This window comes from Priestia sp. HNGD-A6, from assembly GCF_045784335.1.
Taxonomy (GTDB): domain Bacteria; phylum Bacillota; class Bacilli; order Bacillales; family Bacillaceae_H; genus Priestia; species Priestia zanthoxyli.
Map to the genome: position 1 here is coordinate 3,867,528 of NZ_CP138621.1, position 15,498 is coordinate 3,883,025.

16 protein-coding genes and 1 pseudogene are annotated in these 15,498 nt (G+C 39.3%); all 17 read left to right on the top strand.

The genetic code is table 11. The annotated features are described in order from the left end of the window. The first annotated feature begins 336 nt into the window (after nucleotides 1–336). The 17 genes and pseudogenes from rimP to asd all read left to right on the top strand — a co-directional run bounded on the left by rimP (nucleotide 337) and on the right by asd (nucleotide 15,495). A complete protein-coding gene (gene rimP, locus SCI76_RS19770) occupies nucleotides 337–807 on the top strand; it encodes a ribosome maturation factor RimP (RefSeq protein ID WP_028411402.1) in 471 nt (156 codons plus the stop codon). A 37-nt stretch (nucleotides 808–844) separates the two neighbouring features. Then, on the top strand, nucleotides 845–1,957 hold the full coding sequence (gene nusA, locus SCI76_RS19775) for a transcription termination factor NusA (protein WP_338705040.1): 1,113 nt from the start codon (nucleotides 845–847) through the stop codon (nucleotides 1,955–1,957). Between the two features lie 13 nt (nucleotides 1,958–1,970). Continuing rightward, nucleotides 1,971–2,252 (top strand): RNase P modulator RnpM, encoded by a 282-nt coding sequence (rnpM, locus tag SCI76_RS19780; protein WP_013058838.1) that lies wholly within the window; start codon nucleotides 1,971–1,973, stop codon nucleotides 2,250–2,252. After that, complete coding sequence (locus SCI76_RS19785; RefSeq protein ID WP_028411400.1) at nucleotides 2,252–2,551, top strand: YlxQ family RNA-binding protein; 300 nt, start codon at nucleotides 2,252–2,254, stop codon at nucleotides 2,549–2,551. Before rnpM ends, SCI76_RS19785 begins: the two co-directional genes overlap by 1 nt. Nucleotides 2,552–2,573: 22 nt before the next feature. Next, a pseudogene (gene infB / locus SCI76_RS19790) lies at nucleotides 2,574–4,442 on the top strand (translation initiation factor IF-2); the annotation flags it as partial. After that, a complete protein-coding gene (locus tag SCI76_RS19795) occupies nucleotides 4,439–4,717 on the top strand; it encodes a DUF503 domain-containing protein (RefSeq protein WP_013058835.1) in 279 nt (92 codons plus the stop codon). The pseudogene infB and the gene SCI76_RS19795, both read left to right, overlap by 4 nt. Nucleotides 4,718–4,731: 14 nt before the next feature. Next, entirely contained in the window at nucleotides 4,732–5,097 is a 366-nt protein-coding gene (gene rbfA / locus SCI76_RS19800) for a 30S ribosome-binding factor RbfA (protein ID WP_013058834.1), read from the top strand. Between the two features lie 92 nt (nucleotides 5,098–5,189). Further along, complete coding sequence (truB, locus tag SCI76_RS19805; protein ID WP_033579797.1) at nucleotides 5,190–6,107, top strand: tRNA pseudouridine(55) synthase TruB; 918 nt, start codon at nucleotides 5,190–5,192, stop codon at nucleotides 6,105–6,107. A gap of 28 nt (nucleotides 6,108–6,135) precedes the next feature. Beyond that, a complete protein-coding gene (gene ribF / locus SCI76_RS19810) occupies nucleotides 6,136–7,092 on the top strand; it encodes a bifunctional riboflavin kinase/FAD synthetase (protein WP_048019858.1) in 957 nt (318 codons plus the stop codon). A 149-nt stretch (nucleotides 7,093–7,241) separates the two neighbouring features. Further along, nucleotides 7,242–7,511, top strand: coding sequence for a 30S ribosomal protein S15 (gene rpsO, locus SCI76_RS19815; protein ID WP_013058831.1), 270 nt, complete (start codon nucleotides 7,242–7,244; stop codon nucleotides 7,509–7,511). 168 nt (nucleotides 7,512–7,679) lie between these two features. Beyond that, nucleotides 7,680–9,806 (top strand): polyribonucleotide nucleotidyltransferase, encoded by a 2,127-nt coding sequence (pnp, locus tag SCI76_RS19820; protein WP_014458473.1) that lies wholly within the window; start codon nucleotides 7,680–7,682, stop codon nucleotides 9,804–9,806. Nucleotides 9,807–9,948: 142 nt separating this feature from the next. Next, nucleotides 9,949–10,929, top strand: coding sequence for a polysaccharide deacetylase family protein (locus tag SCI76_RS19825; protein WP_033579798.1), 981 nt, complete (start codon nucleotides 9,949–9,951; stop codon nucleotides 10,927–10,929). Between the two features lie 28 nt (nucleotides 10,930–10,957). Continuing rightward, the gene (locus SCI76_RS19830) at nucleotides 10,958–12,202 is read left to right on the top strand and encodes a pitrilysin family protein (RefSeq protein ID WP_028411394.1); all 1,245 of its coding nucleotides are present in this window, start codon (nucleotides 10,958–10,960) and stop codon (nucleotides 12,200–12,202) included. Nucleotides 12,203–12,300: 98 nt separating this feature from the next. After that, nucleotides 12,301–12,567, top strand: a complete 267-nt coding sequence (locus tag SCI76_RS19835) for a YlmC/YmxH family sporulation protein (protein WP_013058827.1) — start codon at nucleotides 12,301–12,303, stop codon at nucleotides 12,565–12,567. A gap of 188 nt (nucleotides 12,568–12,755) precedes the next feature. After that, nucleotides 12,756–13,655, top strand: coding sequence for a dipicolinic acid synthetase subunit A (gene dpaA, locus SCI76_RS19840; RefSeq protein WP_013058826.1), 900 nt, complete (start codon nucleotides 12,756–12,758; stop codon nucleotides 13,653–13,655). Then, entirely contained in the window at nucleotides 13,655–14,260 is a 606-nt protein-coding gene (locus SCI76_RS19845; RefSeq protein ID WP_013058825.1) for a dipicolinate synthase subunit B, read from the top strand. Before dpaA ends, SCI76_RS19845 begins: the two co-directional genes overlap by 1 nt. Before the next feature lie 191 nt (nucleotides 14,261–14,451). After that, entirely contained in the window at nucleotides 14,452–15,495 is a 1,044-nt protein-coding gene (gene asd, locus SCI76_RS19850; RefSeq protein WP_013058824.1) for an aspartate-semialdehyde dehydrogenase, read from the top strand. Nucleotides 15,496–15,498: the final 3 nt, after the last annotated feature.

The window sequence follows — 15,498 nt, forward strand, 5'->3', positions numbered from 1 at the left end:
TAGTAATTGTGGAAATGCTAAGGATACGGACGAGAAAGAGTGGGGAAACCCGCTCTTTCTTATTGATATGAACTTACTGTCATAGTAAGTAGTATGGAGAACGAATCGGCTTCTAGCATGATTCGTTTTTTCTGTAGATTTTTAATCACCATGATTGATTTATTATGTGACGTTTAAAATCCTGCAACACAAATGACAACATTTCCACTCTAGTAGGTTAGACCTCTTATAGAGTGCAAAATAAAAATAGCAAATAAACCACTCTTTTTTGATATAAGAGACATAAAAAACGCGTAACCTAAACATACCATGCAATGTCTCGAAGGGAGGATTAGAATGAGTAAAAATGTAAAACAAACAGTGGAAGAAATGGTTTCCCCTATCTTAGAGGAAATGAATTTAGAGCTTGTTGAAATTGAATACGTAAAAGAAGGAAAAGATTGGTTTTTACGTGTGTTTATCGACTCTGATACCGGCGTGGATATCGAAGACTGCGGAGCAGTAAGTGAAAAATTGAGTGAGAAAATGGATGCAGTAGATCCAATCCCTCATAACTATTTTTTAGAAGTATCATCGCCTGGTGCGGAACGCCCATTAAAAAAAGATAAAGATTTTGAACGTGCAATTGGTAAACATGTATACATAAAAACATATGAACCAATTGAAGGTGCAAAAGAATTTGAAGGCGAATTACAATCATTTGACGGAGAAACTGTCACATTATCTATTCGTATCAAAACACGCACAAAAACGGTGATTTTACCATATGACAAAGTCGCTTTTGCTCGATTAGCGATTGTATTTTAATGTGTAGGGGCCAATATTAAAGGGGGATTATCCAACGATGAGCAGTGAGTTATTTGATGCCTTAGTCATTCTTGAAAAAGAGAAAGGCATTAGCAAAGATGTAATTATTGAAGCAATTGAAGCAGCGCTAATTTCTGCTTACAAACGCAACTTTAACCAAGCGCAAAACGTACGCGTTGATTTAAATTTAGAAAGAGGTTCAATGCGCGTGTTTGCTCGCAAAGATGTGGTTGATGAAGTATATGATCCACGTCTAGAAATTTCGGTTGAAGAAGCACAAACAATCAACCCTAACTTCCAGCTAGACGATGTGGTTGAAATCGAAGTAACGCCAAAAGACTTTGGACGCATCGCGGCTCAAACAGCAAAACAAGTTGTTACACAGCGTGTTCGTGAGGCGGAGCGCGGCGTTATCTACTCAGAGTTCAGCGATCGTGAAGAAGATATTATGACAGGTATTGTTCAGCGTCAAGATTCTCGCTTCATTTACGTGAGCCTTGGCAAAATTGAAGCATTGCTTCCTCAAAGCGAGCAAATGCCAAATGAGCAGTATAAACCTCATGATCGTATTAAAGTGTATATTACGAAAGTAGAAAAAACAACAAAAGGACCACAAATCTATGTTTCACGTACGCATCCAGGTCTTTTAAAACGTCTTTTCGAAAAAGAAGTTCCGGAAATCTATGACGGTACAGTTGAATTAAAATCAGTAGCTCGCGAAGCTGGAGACCGTTCAAAAATCTCTGTTCATTCTGAGTATGCTGAAGTAGATCCGGTCGGCTCTTGTGTTGGGCCAAAAGGTCAGCGCGTACAGGCTGTTGTGAATGAACTAAAAGGTGAAAAAATTGACATCGTTCGCTGGTCAAATGACCCAGTTGAATTTGTTGCCAATGCCCTAAGTCCATCTAAGGTAGTAGATGTGATTGTAGATGAAAATGAAAAAGCAACAACTGTTATCGTTCCTGACTATCAGCTGTCACTTGCAATTGGTAAGCGTGGACAAAATGCACGTCTAGCCGCTAAGCTGACAGGCTGGAAAATTGATATTAAAAGTCAATCAGAAGCTGAGCAAGAAGGTATGATTGTAAAAAGCAGCGATGATATGCTAGTAAGTCAACATGCATTTGATTCAGATGAAGATATGGAATAAGAGGTGAGCCAAGGTGAACAATCGTAAAAAAGTCCCGATGCGAAAATGTGTGGCCACTGGAGAAATGAAGCCTAAAAAAGAGCTAGTACGCGTTGTACGTTCAAAAGAAGGCGACGTTTCAGTTGATGTAACGGGTAAAAAGTCCGGGCGCGGAGCTTATGTAAGCAAGGATAAAGAAGCAATTTTATTGGCAAAAAAGAAAAATGTGCTTTCGACACATTTAGGCGCGTCAATAGATGAAGCGGTTTATGAAGAGTTGCTAGCGCTTGTAGAAAAGGAGAAACAGTCACGCTAATGAATGAACAGTGGATCTCTTTTTTAGGGCTTGCAAACCGTGCACGCAAATTGATTTCTGGAGAAGAACTTGTGGTTAGAGAAGTTCGGAAACAAAAAGCAAAGTTAGTACTTTTAGCAAGCGATGCGTCTGAAAACACAAAGAAAAAAGTAACGGATAAATGTTCTTACTACAACGTTTCGGTTAGAATGGTTCCCGATCGCTACACGCTAGGTCAAGCGATTGGTAAAGATGCTCGAGTTGTGGTAGCCGTTATGGACGAGGGATTTGCTAAAAAGCTAGCAACGATGCTCGGTTAATTTTATGGGGGTGAAAGTATTGAATAAAAATACAAAATCAACAGCTAACAAAGGAAACAATAAAGGTAACAAAAAGCCACAGGCACAAAAGTCACAGGCACCAAAAGGTAGACCAGCTCCAGCAGCTGCAAAAGAGTTACCGGAAAAAGTAACGTTTGTCGGAAGCTTAACGGTTTCTGAGTTAGCAAAAGAATTAGGCAAAGAGCCTTCTGAAATTATTAAAAAATTATTTATGCTTGGTGTAATGGCAACAATTAACCAAGAGTTAGATAAAGATTCTATCGAACTAATTGCCGGAGAATACGGTGTAGAAGTTGAAGAAGAAGTAGTAGTAGATGACACTGCTTTTGAATCATTAGAAATTATTGACGACGAAAAAGACCTTCAAGTGCGTCCTCCAGTTGTTACAATCATGGGTCACGTTGACCACGGTAAAACGACGCTTCTTGACTCTATCCGTAACACAAAAGTAACGGCTGCAGAAGCAGGCGGTATCACGCAGCATATCGGTGCTTATCAAGTTGTGGTTGATGAAAAGAAAATTACATTCCTTGATACACCAGGGCATGCTGCATTTACAACAATGCGTGCTCGCGGTGCGCAAGTAACGGATATTACAATCCTTGTTGTTGCAGCAGACGATGGTGTAATGCCTCAAACAATTGAAGCGATTAACCATGCAAAAGCGGCAGAAGTGCCAATTATTGTTGCGGTTAACAAAATGGATAAAGAAGCAGCAAATCCAGATCGCGTTATGCAAGAACTAATGGAGCACGGCCTTGTAGCTGAAGAGTGGGGCGGAGAAACAATCTTCTGTAAGCTTTCAGCCATTTCAGGTGAAGGGATCGATCAATTACTTGAAATGATTTTACTTGTAAGTGAAGTAGAAGAGTTAAAAGCAAATCCTAACCGTCGTGCAGCAGGTACAGTTGTAGAAGCACAGCTAGATAAAGGCCGTGGGTCTGTAGCAACGCTTCTTGTTCAAACTGGTACACTACGCGTAGGTGATCCAATCGTAGTCGGAAATACGTTTGGCCGCGTTCGCGCAATGGTAAATGATATCGGCCGCCGTGTGAAGGAAGTAGGACCATCTACTCCGGTTGAGATTACTGGCTTAAACGAAGTTCCATTAGCTGGAGATCGTTTCTTAGTATTTGAAGATGAGAAAACAGCTCGTCAAATCGGAGAAGCTCGTGCTCAAAAGCAGCTTGAACAACAGCGCGGTGAAAAATCTCGCGTAAGCTTAGATGATTTATTTGAAAAAATTAAACAGGGTGAAATGAAAGACTTAAACCTTATCGTAAAAGCAGACGTACAAGGTTCTGTAGAAGCATTGGCTGCTGCTCTTCAAAAGATTGATGTAGAGGGTGTAAATGTTCGTATTATCCATACGGGTGTAGGCGCAATTACAGAATCTGATATCATTCTTGCAACTGCTTCTAACGCAATCGTTATCGGCTTTAACGTGCGTCCAGATGCTGGAGCAAAACGTACAGCTGACGTAGAAAACGTAGATATTCGTCTTCACCGCATTATTTATAAAGTAATTGAAGAAATTGAATCTGCGATGAAAGGAATGCTTGACCCTGAGTTTGCTGAAAAAATCATCGGTCAAGTGGAAGTACGTCAAACATTCAAAGTATCAAAAGTTGGTACAATCGCAGGAAGTTACGTAACAGACGGTAAAATTACGCGTAACAGTGGAATTCGTTTAATCCGTGACGGAATTGTTATCTTTGAAGGTGAAGTAGATGTGCTAAAACGCTTTAAAGACGATGCAAAAGAAGTCGCTCAAGGATATGAGTGTGGTATTACAATTAAAAACTTCAATGATATTAAAGAAGGAGATATTATTGAAGCATATGTAATGGAGCAAATTGATCCTAAATGATTGGACTAGTGGAGTGTGAATGCTTAATTTACGATGCTGCTTCTCTTAAAGAAAAACGTGCCGTGCTTCAGCGCATCTTGATGCGCTTGAAGCAGCGGTTTAACGTATCGGTTTCAGAAACTGATTTTCAAGATGTGTGGCAACGAACAAAAATTAGCATTGTCGCAGTCTCATCTAGCCGTGTCACAACGGAACAAGAACTGCAAAAAGCGCTAAGCTTGATTGATTCTTTTCCAGAGATTGAACGTACCATTACAACTTTTGATTGGTTATAAAAGGGGTGACACAGATGAACATAAGAGCAACTAGAGTCGGAGAACAAATGAAAAAAGAGATGGGCGAGATTTTAAATCGTAAAATCAAGGATCCGCGCATCGGTTTTGTGACTGTAACAGATGTTCAAGTATCAGGCGATTTACAGCAAGCGAAAGTTTATATCTCTGTTTTAGGAGATGCTGAGCAGCGTGAGAATACGTTAAAAGGCCTTGCGAAAGCAAAGGGATTTATCCGCTCAGAAATCGGTCAGCGCATTCGCTTACGTAAAACACCTGAAATTACGTTTGAGTTTGATGAATCAATTGATTATGGTAATCGAATTGAATCATTGCTTCATGAAATAAAAAAAGAAAGCGATGACCATCAAGAGAACGAATAAGATCAGTGAATGTAGAAACAAAAAAGGGTGTCTCAAAAGTGGTTTTTGCTTCTGAGACACCCTTTTTTAAATGAAAAGGAGATGAAGAATGAGTGGACGGTGTTTTAGTTTTACATAAACCAGCTGGCCTGACTTCGCACGACTGTGTGTTTAAAGTCCGAAAGCTGCTTCGCACTAAAAAAGTAGGGCATACAGGCACATTAGACCCTGACGTTACAGGGGTATTGCCTATTTGTATCGGTAGAGCTACCAAGATTGTAGAATATCTAACAGGAGCTACTAAAACCTATGAAGGGGAAGTTACACTCGGGTTTTCTACAACAACAGAAGATTCTTCCGGAGAGGTTGTAGAAGAAAAGAAAGTAGCGGATTCTTTTTCACGTGCTCAAATCGAAGAAGTGCTGTCTTCGATGACAGGAGAACTTCAGCAAGTCCCTCCAATGTATTCAGCGGTAAAGGTCAAAGGTAAAAAACTATATGAATATGCAAGGCAAGGGATCGAAGTAGAGCGCCCAGTTAGAACCATTCATATCTATAACTTTGAACTGCTGGATGATCGCGCTACATTTGAGGGAGAACAAATTTCCTTCAAATTCCGCGTAACGTGCAGCAAAGGTACATATGTGCGAACGCTTGCTGTGATGATTGGAGAAGCTCTTGGCTATCCATCTCATATGTCGTATTTGCAGCGAACGGGTTCCGGGCAGTTTTCACTCGAAGATTGTGTGACATTTGAAGATATTGAACGGGCGGTAGAAGAAGAAACGATCAATGAGAAACTACATTCGATCGAAGAAGCTCTTAATCATTTGCCGAAACTTCAAATTAGTGATACATTAGCAGAGAAAGTGAAAAATGGCGCGGTATTGCCGTGTACGGAAGATGAAGAGTTAAAAAAAGAACCCTTCTTTTTAATGATAAATTCTGCAGGCAAGTGCTTAGCAATTTATGCTCAGCACCCAACAAAAAAACATTTAATGAAGCCGGTTAAAGTGTTGGCAATCGACTAGACCGGTTAGGGAAAAGGTGAACTGTGTTTTGGAAACGATTGAAATTCGACATCCACACCACTTTCAACGAGAAGCTGTTCAACAATCAGTGTTAGCGCTTGGTTATTTTGATGGTGTGCATTTAGGGCATCAGCAAGTGATAAATTCAGCAAAACAGTTAGCCGATGAAAAAGGCATAGCTAGTGCTGTGATGACGTTTACTCCTCACCCTTCTGTGGTGCTCGGGCGCAATGTGCAGCACATTGATATGATCACACCGCTTCAAGAAAAAAAGAAACTCATTGAGGAAATGGGAATTGACTTTTTATATATCGTTCATTTTGATAAACAGTTTGCAGCACTATTGCCTCAAGAGTTTGTTGATCAGTATATTATTGGACTGAATGTACAGCATGTGGTAGCTGGATTTGACTATACGTATGGAAAGTTAGGTAAAGGAACAATGGAAATACTACCATTTCATTCTCGATCAAAATTCACGCAAACAACAATTGATAAGTTAACAAATGGCGAAGAAAAAATTAGTTCAACGCTTATTCGCGAAAGTTTAGCAAATGGAGATATGCATCGAGTAAAAGAGCTGCTTGGCCGCTATTATGAAGTGTCAGGTACAGTGACTCATGGAGAAAAGCGAGGCAGGCAAATAGGTTTTCCTACTGCTAACATCGCTTTAGACGATGAGTATTTACTTCCACGCATCGGTGTGTATGCTGTTGAGCTTCAGCTTCACGGTAAGTGGTATGCAGGAGTGTGCAACGTGGGCTACAAGCCGACTTTTCACGATAATTTAGAAAAGCCAACAATCGAAGTCCACTTATTATCATTTGACGAGCAAATCTACGATCAGCACGTAACGGTGAAATGGCACCGAATGATTCGCTCAGAAAAAAAGTTCAGCGGCATCGAAGAGCTTGTCGGTCAGATCTCAAAGGACAAGGAAGAAGCCCTTGCTTATTTTGAAGGAATTCAAAATAACAATAAATAAAAAAATATATATAAATAGCTGCTACGACTTGCTTTTTGTTCTAATAAGTAGTAACATAACACTTGTATGTAAAACAACCATTGCTTGGCATTACGATTCACCAACGTTTTGCTCGGTAACTGGGGTTTAATAATAAGGAGGTGAATAGGATGGCTATCACACAAGAGCGTAAAAATGAAATCATTAGTGAGTACAAAACTCATGCGAACGACACTGGTTCTCCAGAAGTTCAAATCGCTGTCCTAACAGAGCAAATTAACAATCTAAACGGTCACTTACGTACTCATAAAAAGGATCACCATTCACGTCGTGGTCTTTTAAAAATGGTAGGTCGACGTCGTAACTTACTTAACTACCTACGTAACAAAGACGTTACTCGTTATCGTGAGTTAATCAACAAACTTGGTTTACGTCGATAATAAGAAGAAAGCGGGAGCATTCCCGCTTTTTTAGTATGTACATTTAAGAAACATTAAAGATGCTACATAATGTGAAAAAAGCTATTGTTTTTGGATATTTCGTTTATAATAAAACTATCACATTTGATTACATACATATTTTATATGTAGAGAGGGGTACTCGTCGATATGGAACAAGAAAAACGAGTGTTCTCTGTAGATCTAGCTGGACGAAAGCTAGAAGTTGAAGTTGGCCAGTTGGCAAAACAAGCAAATGGCGCAGCATTAATCCGCTATGGAGACACAGTTGTATTAAGTACAGCAACGGCTTCAAAAGAGCCTAAAAATGTAGATTTCTTCCCGTTAACAGTAAACTATGAAGAGCGTTTATATGCAGTCGGTAAAATCCCAGGTGGATTCATTAAGCGTGAAGGCAGACCAAGTGAAAAAGCAATCTTGGCTAGCCGTTTAATCGACCGTCCGATTCGTCCTTTATTCGCAGATGGTTTCCGAAACGAAGTTCAAGTTGTCAGCGTTGTAATGAGCGTAGACCAAAACTGTTCTTCAGAAATCGCAGCAATGTTTGGTTCTTCATTAGCATTATCAGTATCTGATATTCCATTTGAAGGTCCTATTGCAGGCGTAATCGTAGGCCGTGTAGACAATGAATTTGTTGTAAACCCAACGGTAGATGAGCTTGAAAAAAGCGATATTCATCTGACGGTTGCTGGTACAAAAGACGCGATCAACATGGTTGAAGCAGGCGCTGATGAAGTACCGGAAGAAGTAATGTTAGAAGCAATTATGTTTGGACACGAGCAAATTAAAAAATTAATTGCGTTCCAAGAAGAAATTGTAGCAGCAGTAGGCAAAGAAAAAGTTGAAGTTGAGCTTTATACTGTTGATGCTGACCTTGAGCGTCAAGTTCGCGAAATTGCAGAAGGTGACATGAACCGTGCTGTTCAAGTTCAAGAAAAGCATGCGCGCGAAAATGCGATTAAAGAAGTGAAAAGCGCTGTAGCTGCAAAATTTGAAGAGCAAGATGTAGAAGAAGAAGTACTAAATCAAGTGAATGAAATTTTGTCGAAGCTTGTTAAAAGTGAAGTGCGTCGCTTGATCACAGAAGAAAAAGTACGTCCTGATGGCCGTAGTATTGACGAAATTCGTCCACTTTCTTCTGAAACAAACTTGCTTCCACGTACACACGGATCTGGATTATTTACGCGTGGACAAACTCAAGCGCTTAGCATCTGTACATTAGGTGCACTTGGCGATGTGCAAATTTTAGATGGTTTAAGTGTAGAAGAATCTAAACGCTTCATGCATCACTACAACTTCCCTTCATTTAGTGTTGGTGAAACTAGACCGATGCGCGGACCGGGTCGTCGTGAAATTGGACATGGTGCGCTAGGTGAACGTGCACTTGAGCCGGTTATTCCAAATGAAAAAGATTTCCCTTATACAATTCGTCTTGTATCTGAAGTATTAGAGTCAAACGGTTCTACTTCACAAGCAAGTATTTGTGCAAGTACGCTTGCAATGATGGATGCTGGGGTTCCAATTAAAGCACCTGTAGCAGGGATTGCAATGGGTCTGATCAAATCAGGTGAACACTACTCGATTCTAACGGACATTCAAGGAATGGAAGATCACCTAGGAGACATGGACTTTAAAGTAGCAGGTACCGAAAATGGCGTAACTGCGCTTCAAATGGATATTAAAATTGACGGGTTATCTCGTGAAATTTTAGACGAAGCCCTTCAACAAGCAAAAAAAGGCCGTATGCAAATCTTAAATCATATGATGTCAACGATTGCTACGCCTCGTCAAGAGCTTTCTCAATATGCGCCTAAGATCCTTACAATGGCGATTAACCCTGATAAAATTCGTGATGTTATTGGACCAAGCGGCAAGCAAATCAATAAAATCATCGAAGAAACAGGCGTTAAAATTGATATCGAACAAGATGGTACAATCTTCATTTCTTCTATTGATCAGCCGATGAATGAAAAAGCGAAGAAAATCATTGAAGATCTTGTACGCGAAGTTGAAGTCGGCCAAATGTACTTAGGAAAAGTAAAACGAATTGAAAAATTCGGTGCATTTGTAGAAATCTTCAGCGGAAAAGATGGGCTTGTTCATATTTCAGAGCTTGCAGAAGAGCGTATTGGAAAAGTAGAAGACGTTGTAGCGATTGGTGACGAGCTTTTAGTTAAAGTCATGGAAATTGATAAACAAGGTCGCGTTAACTTATCTCGTAAAGCAATTTTAAAAGAACAAAAAGAAAAAGAAGAAAAAGCAAAAGAAACAAAATAATCTTCTTTTACTACTATATAGATATTGTGAAATCGTCCATACATGAAGAAAATCCATGTGTAGGGCGATTTTATCGTTTGTAGATGTTTGTTCTACCTTGTCCTCTTTATACATATTTTAAATGGTAAAGGGGGAAGGATAAGTGAAGAGAACCATTGTGCAATTTACAGCATTTCTATTTTTACTGGCAATTACATATAAATCTATTTATAATCCTTTTGCTGAAGCATATATAGAAGCACTTAAATCCGATGTACAACTTGTATCAGCTCAGCATGATGCGTTATATCAAAAGATTGAAGAAAAAGCAAAAGATTATGAAAAGCCAGCGGCGAATGCACGAATCGATCCTGTTTGGAAACGGGTTCCTGGCTATAACGGCATAAAAGTTGATCTTGCTGCTTCTTATAAAAATATGAAACCTGCGGGTAAATTTGATGAAAAAAAATTAGTGTACAAACAGGTTAGACCAAAGGTTCACTTGAAGGATTTACCACAGGAACCTATCTACCGTGGACACGATGAAAAGCCTATGGTATCGTTTACAGTGAACGTAGCATGGGGGAACGAGTATTTGCCTAAAATGTTAGAAGTGCTGAAAAAGCACCATGCTAAAGCAACCTTCTTTTTAGAAGGAAAATGGGTTAAAAATAATCCAGATATGGCAAAAATGATTGTAGACGCAGGGCATGAAGTGGGAAATCACTCTTATTCTCATCCTGATATGGCCACTTTATCGGCTAGTCAAATCAATCAGCAGCTTAAAAAAACGAATGATATTATTACATCTACTACGGGACAAAAAGTAAAATGGTTTGCTCCGCCGAGCGGCAGTTTTCGCCCCGAAGTAGTAACGCTTGCTTCTCAGTTAAAAATGAGTACCATCATGTGGACAGTTGATACAATCGATTGGCAAAAGCCGAGTTCAGAAGTGTTAATTAATCGAGTAATGAAAAAGATTCATCCAGGGGCTATTGTACTGATGCACCCGACTGAATCAACGGCTGAATCGCTTGACCAATTGTTAACCGATATTGAACGCAAAGGCCTGAAAGTTAGCGATGTGTCAACGATGCTAGATGAAGAACGAATGATGAAACTACCTTCTTCTACTAAGAAGTAAGTGAGATAAGCAAAAGGGAGGCACTAGCTTGATAAAACGATATACGTGCAAAAATGGTGTAAGAATTGTATTGGAAAATATCCCAACTGTTCGATCTGTGGCCATTGGGGTATGGATCGGAACGGGTTCTCGAAGTGAACACCCTGAAATTAATGGTGTATCACATTTTCTTGAACATATGTTTTTTAAAGGAACAAAAACAAGATCTGCTCGTGAAATTGCAGAAAGCTTCGACCGCATTGGGGGACAAGTAAATGCATTCACTTCTAAAGAATACACGTGCTACTATGCAAAAGTATTAGACGAACACGCAGATCAAGCGCTAGATGTGCTGGCGGATATGTTCTTTAATTCTTCATTTGATGAAGAGGAATTAGCTCGTGAAAAAAATGTTGTATATGAAGAAATTAAAATGTATGAAGATACACCTGACGATATTGTACACGATCTATTAGGAAAAGCCGTATATGGCAATCATCCATTAGGGTATCCAATTTTAGGAACGGAAGATACGTTAAAAACATTTAACGGTGATTCGCTTCGTCAATATATGGAGCAAATGTATATTCCTGAAAACATCGTTATTTCAGTAGCTGGAAACATTGATGAGAGTTTTATACAACAGGTGGAAAACTATTTTGGTACATATACGTCAAGTCATTCCGCTCATCAATATGTTCAGCCTGAGTTCCATACAAATCATATTGCGCGCAAAAAAGAGACAGAACAAGCTCATCTTTGCCTTGGCTTTAAAGGTTTGCCAATTGGCGGAGAAGATGTATATAGCTTAATTGTATTAAACAACGTGCTTGGCGGAAGCATGAGCAGTCGTTTGTTCCAAGAAGTCCGCGAACAGCGCGGCTTGGCTTACTCTGTTTTCTCTTATCATTCTTCTTATCGAGACAGTGGTCTTGTAACGATTTATGGGGGAACTGGAAGCCATCAGCTCGACGTATTATATGATACGGTTCAAGAAACGCTTTATGATTTGAAAGACAAAGGTATTACAGATAAAGAACTTGCTAACAGCAAAGAGCAGCTGAAAGGAAACTTAATGCTGAGTCTTGAAAGTACAAATAGCCGTATGAGCAGAAACGGAAAAAATGAGTTAATGCTGGGCTATCACCGTTCATTAGATGAGATTTTAGACCTTGTTAATGCCGTGACTAAAGATAGTGTAAATGGTCTTGCACGAGATATTTTCAAAGACGAATTTGCGCTTTCATTAATAAGCCCGAGTGGAGATTTACCTAAGGGTTTTAAAGGAAATTAAACCATAAAAGTAAGGTTGGCTAAAATAATTGAGCCAGCCTTATTTTTATGTAATTTTTTGTATGGTTGTTCAATAAATTAGATGAAAGGAGGGATTTCATGAGATTAAGTGAGCTGAGTGGAAAAGAAATTGTAGATGTTAAGCGAGCAGAGCGTTTGGGTATTTTAGGGCAAACAGATCTTGAAATTAATGAACATACGGGACAAATTAATGCGCTTATTATTCCATCTGTGAAGTGGTTTGGATTTCGAAAACAAGGAGATGAAGTGCGAGTGCCGTGGGGGAATATCGAAAAAATTGGTACGGATATGGTGATTGTAAATGTTCATCAGCTAGAAGACATAAATAATGAGTCAACAAAATAACAAACGAGATGCTTCCTGCATCTCGTTTCTTTTATTTTCAGGGATAAAGATTCACCGATTCCTGTGTGTTTACATAGTATGTTGAAGAAAAGCAATAGGCATTCTAGGGCGTAATGATAGCACTTTACATCTCGATGGTTTAAGCGAAGGATACATCTATTTAATGTTAAAGAAGGTGAAAATGAAACATGTTAACGGATTTGCACATAGCTGTAATTGGCGGTGATGCTAGGCAGCTTGAAGTCATTCGAAAATTAATTCAATTAGATGCAAAAACCTCTCTTATTGGTTTTGATCAGCTAGATCATGGTTTTACAGGTGCGACGAAATATCAGATAGAGGAGCTGGATTTTTCAGATGTTGACGCCATCATCCTTCCAGTGCCTGGAACAAATCACGAAGGGCAAGTAGATACTATTTTTTCAAATGAAAAAGTAGTATTGACTGAAGAAATACTTAAAAAAACGCCTGAGCACTGCATTATTTATTCTGGTATTAGCAATGGGTATTTAAACGAATTAGTCAAAACGACAAACCGTAAACTCGTTCAGCTATTTGAGCGTGATGATGTAGCAATTTATAACTCTATTCCTACTGTTGAAGGTACCATCATGCTTGTTATTCAACATACGGATTTTACCATTCACGGTTCAAATATTTCTGTCCTAGGTTTAGGAAGAGTAGGAATGAGCGTGGCGAGGTCCTTTGCTGCACTTGGTGCCAATGTAAAAGTAGGAGCTAGAAAATCTGAACATTTAGCACGTATTGCTGAAATGGGTTTGCAGCCTTTCTATCTTTCTGAACTCGATAAAGAAATTGCTGATAGTGATATATGTATTAACACCATTCCATACCCTATCTTAACGGCTAAGACATTATCTAATGTCCCGACCCACGCGCTCATTATTGATTTAGCTTCAAAGCCTGGAGGAACCGATTTCCGCTATGCAGAAAAACGAGGAATTAAAGCTATTTTAGCACCTGGTCTTCCAGGGATTGTGGCTCCAAAAACAGCAGGTCAGATTGTCGCTAATGTATTAGTGAATTTATTAAAAGACGCTGCGGATGCGAGAGAGGAGAAAAAATAATGTCATTAAAAGGTAAAAGAATAGGATTCGGCTTGACCGGATCTCACTGTACGTATGATGCGGTTATGCCGGAAATTGAAAAGCTTGTTAATTTGGGAGCAGAAGTGTTACCGGTTGTTTCTTACACTGTACAATCCACAAATACTCGTTTTGGAGATGGAGAAGACTGGGTGAAGAAAATTGAGGAATTAACAGGTCATGCCGTCATCAATACAATTGTAAAAGCAGAGCCTCTAGGACCAAAGATTCCGCTTGATTGTATGGTAGTTGCCCCAATTACTGGGAATACGATGAGTAAGTTTGCGAATGCAATGACTGAATCTCCGGTACTCATGGCAGCTAAAGCAACGCTTCGTAATAATAAGCCAGTGGTACTGGGAATTTCGACTAATGACGCACTAGGGCTAAATGGTGTAAACTTAATGAGGCTAATGGCGACTAAAAATATTTATTTTATTCCATTTGGTCAAGATGACCCGGTGCTTAAACCAAATTCAATGGTAGCGCGTATGACGATGTTATCAGACACGGTGTACGCAGCGCTTGAAGATAAACAGATTCAGCCTGTTATTGTCGAAAGGTTCCGCGACGGTCAAGAGTCATAGGACATATATGCCTCTTGCTGTTGTATGAATCTGTTCAATACTGCGGCTGTAAGAGAACTCTCAATCTCAAAGAAGAGAAGATTTTAAAAATCTTCTCTTCTTTGACGCAATGAAGCATAATAATATGTTAAAATAGTCAGTATATGCAGATAAATGTTGAGTAGTTGAAAATTGTTGGAGGCGGTATTAAAATGACAAGAGAATTACATGTAGCAGTAGTAGGAGCAACAGGTGCAGTAGGACAACAAATGATTAAAACCCTACAGGAGCGTAATTTTCCAGTTGGTAAATTAACGTTATTATCTTCAGCTCGTTCAGCTGGTAAAAAAGTGTTGTTTAACGGAGAAGAAGTTGTTGTGCAAGAAGCAACTCCTGATAGCTTTGAAGGCGTAGACATTGCTTTATTCAGTGCAGGCGGCAGCATTTCAAAAGCACTTGCACCAGAGGCAGTAAAACGCGGAGCAATCGTTGTAGACAACACAAGCGCTTATCGAATGGATGAAAATGTCCCGTTAGTTGTGCCGGAAGTGAACGAAGATGCATTACACGCACATAACGGAATCATTGCTAATCCAAACTGCTCTACAATTCAAATGGTAGCAGCATTACAGCCATTACGCGAAACATACGGCTTATCTAAAGTGCTAGTATCAACGTATCAAGCCGTTTCTGGAGCAGGTGCTGCTGCAATTAATGAATTAAAAGAACAAGCTAAAGCTATTTTAGAAGAAAAAGAGTTTACACCGGAAATTTTACCGGTTGGTGGAGATAAAAAACATTATCAAATTGCTTTTAATGCCATTCCGCAAATTGATAAATTTCAAGATAACGGTTTTACATTTGAAGAAATGAAAATGATTAATGAAACGAAAAAAATTATGAGCATGCCTGAATTGCCAGTAGCTGCTACTTGTGTTCGTCTACCGGTTGTAACAGGTCATTCAGAGTCAGTGTACATTGAAATTGAAAAAGACGGTGTAACGGTAGCTGATGTGAAAAATTTATTGGCTGATGCACCTGGTATCGTATTGCAAGATGATCCAGAAAATCAAGTATATCCAATGCCAGCAGACTGTGTAGGTAAACGAGATGTGTTTGTCGGCCGTATTCGTAAAGATTTAGATCGCGATAACGGTTTCCATATGTGGATCGTTTCTGATAACTTGTTAAAAGGTGCAGCTTGGAATTCTGTACAAATTGCAGAATCACTTATTAAGCTTAGCTTAGTAAAATAAGCG

Excerpts from the sequence above, each read along its gene's own strand:
- rimP (WP_028411402.1), top strand. The coding sequence starts at position 337 with ATGAGTAAAAATGTAAAACAAACAGTGGAAGAAATGGTTTCCCCTATC.
- nusA (WP_338705040.1), top strand. The coding sequence starts at position 845 with ATGAGCAGTGAGTTATTTGATGCCTTAGTCATTCTTGAAAAAGAGAAA.
- SCI76_RS19785 (WP_028411400.1), top strand. The coding sequence starts at position 2,252 with ATGAATGAACAGTGGATCTCTTTTTTAGGGCTTGCAAACCGTGCACGC.
- SCI76_RS19795 (WP_013058835.1), top strand. The coding sequence starts at position 4,439 with ATGATTGGACTAGTGGAGTGTGAATGCTTAATTTACGATGCTGCTTCT.
- rbfA (WP_013058834.1), top strand. The coding sequence starts at position 4,732 with ATGAACATAAGAGCAACTAGAGTCGGAGAACAAATGAAAAAAGAGATG.
- rpsO (WP_013058831.1), top strand. The coding sequence starts at position 7,242 with ATGGCTATCACACAAGAGCGTAAAAATGAAATCATTAGTGAGTACAAA.
- pnp (WP_014458473.1), top strand. The coding sequence starts at position 7,680 with ATGGAACAAGAAAAACGAGTGTTCTCTGTAGATCTAGCTGGACGAAAG.
- SCI76_RS19835 (WP_013058827.1), top strand. The coding sequence starts at position 12,301 with ATGAGATTAAGTGAGCTGAGTGGAAAAGAAATTGTAGATGTTAAGCGA.
- dpaA (WP_013058826.1), top strand. The coding sequence starts at position 12,756 with ATGTTAACGGATTTGCACATAGCTGTAATTGGCGGTGATGCTAGGCAG.
- SCI76_RS19845 (WP_013058825.1), top strand. The coding sequence starts at position 13,655 with ATGTCATTAAAAGGTAAAAGAATAGGATTCGGCTTGACCGGATCTCAC.
- asd (WP_013058824.1), top strand. The coding sequence starts at position 14,452 with ATGACAAGAGAATTACATGTAGCAGTAGTAGGAGCAACAGGTGCAGTA.